At 71.5% G+C, this 1,557-nt stretch carries 2 protein-coding genes; both read left to right on the top strand.

The genetic code is table 11. The annotated features are described in order from the left end of the window. The coding region (locus G6017_RS11200; protein WP_241731488.1) for an MBL fold metallo-hydrolase at positions 1 to 1,079 on the top strand (1,079 nt) is incomplete at its 5' end. 41 nt (positions 1,080 to 1,120) lie between these two features. Beyond that, on the top strand, positions 1,121 to 1,525 hold the full coding sequence (locus G6017_RS11195) for a four-helix bundle copper-binding protein (protein WP_182617378.1): 405 nt from the start codon (positions 1,121 to 1,123) through the stop codon (positions 1,523 to 1,525). Positions 1,526 to 1,557: the final 32 nt, after the last annotated feature.

Genomic DNA, 1,557 nt, shown 5'->3' with positions numbered 1-1,557 from the left:
CCGGAGCCCAGAGCCTCACGGGTTCCCTGGGCTCCGGCTCCCTCGGGTCGTCCGGCGGCACCCCGCCGGACGGCATCCCCTCGGCGCAGCGTGAACCACTCGAGCTGCTGCTCCTGGGGACACTCGCCGGCCCGATGGTGGAGAGGACGCGGGTGGGGATCGCGTCGGTCCTCGTGGTCAACGGGGCCGCCTACGTGATCGACTGCGGCCGGTCCGCGGTGACGCAGTACGGGCTCACGGGCCTGGAACTGGCGGCGATCAGCGACATCTTCCTCACCCACCTGCACGCCGACCACATCGCGGACTACTACAACTTCGCGCTCATCGGTGGGGTGGTCGCCAACGCCGCCGGGGACAAACTCGTGGCCCCCGTCGGCGTCCACGGCCCGGGGTCCGCGGGCGGACTGCGACCGCCCAACGTCGACTACCCGGACTTCCCGGTGGTCGCCCCCCAGAGCCCGACCCCGGGCACGGCGGAGATGACGCAGCGGCTGGACGAGGCCTACGCCTACACGTCGAACATCTTCCTCCGGGACAACGGCCCCACCGGTGGGCCGCCCGACCCGCGCACGCTGTTCGACGTCCACGAGATCGTGATCCCGGACGTCGGCGCCAGCTACACCAACACCTCCCCGGCGATGGACCCGTTCCTCGTCATGGAGGACCAGAACGTCCGGGTCACCGCCACCCTCGTCCCGCACGGGCCGGTCTTCCCCGCGTTCGCCTTCCGCTTCGACACCGCGCACGGGTCGGTGACGTTCTCCGGGGACACCAGCCTCAGCGAGAACCTGGACCGGTTGGCGCTCGGCACCGACACCCCCGTGCACGAGGCGATCAACGTGCGCGGCGGCAACCTGCCGCCGGCCATGATCGAGCACAACCTGGAGTCCCACGTCGAGGTCCAGGTGGTGGGGCAGGTCGCCGAGCGCGCCGGCGCCAAGCGACTGGTCCTCACGCACCTCGGTGACTACTCCGGCGTCGTGGACGTGCGGCAATGGCACGACTGGGCCCAGGAGGGCTACGGCGGGGACGTGATCGTGGGCCACGACCTGCAGCGGATCGTCCTGGCCACCCGATGACCCCCGCCTCGCCCTCACCAGAACGAGTCCCAGGAGGAACCATGAGCACCATCGACATGATCACGTCCCACCCCCACCCGACCGGCGGTCTGCCCGTCGAGTTGCTGGCGGAGGCGATCGACGCCGCGTCCGCGTGCGCGCGCATCTGCACCGCCTGCGCGGACGCGTGCCTGGCCGAGGAGTCGGTCGCGGAGATGCGCGACTGCATCCGCACCGATCTCGACTGCGCGGACGTGTGCGCGGCCACCGCGTCGGTATTGAGTCGCCGGACCGGGACGATCTCGGAGGCGGTCAAGGAGTTGCTCAGCGCGTGCCGCGTCGCGTGCGCGACGTGCGCTGACGACTGCGGGGCCCACGCGGACATGCACGCCCACTGCGCGATCTGCGCCGAGGCCTGCCGCCGCTGCGAGACGGCGTGCGCGGAGTTGCTCAGCGCGATCGGGTGATCAGGGCCACCGGGCGGTCCGGGGGATCGTGA

This window comes from Dietzia sp. B44 (genome assembly GCF_014145245.1).
In the GTDB taxonomy this organism is placed as follows: Bacteria; Actinomycetota; Actinomycetes; order Mycobacteriales; family Mycobacteriaceae; genus Dietzia; species Dietzia natronolimnaea.
Note: the sequence above shows the minus strand (reverse complement) of the source record. Positions and strands in the feature narration are given on the sequence as shown.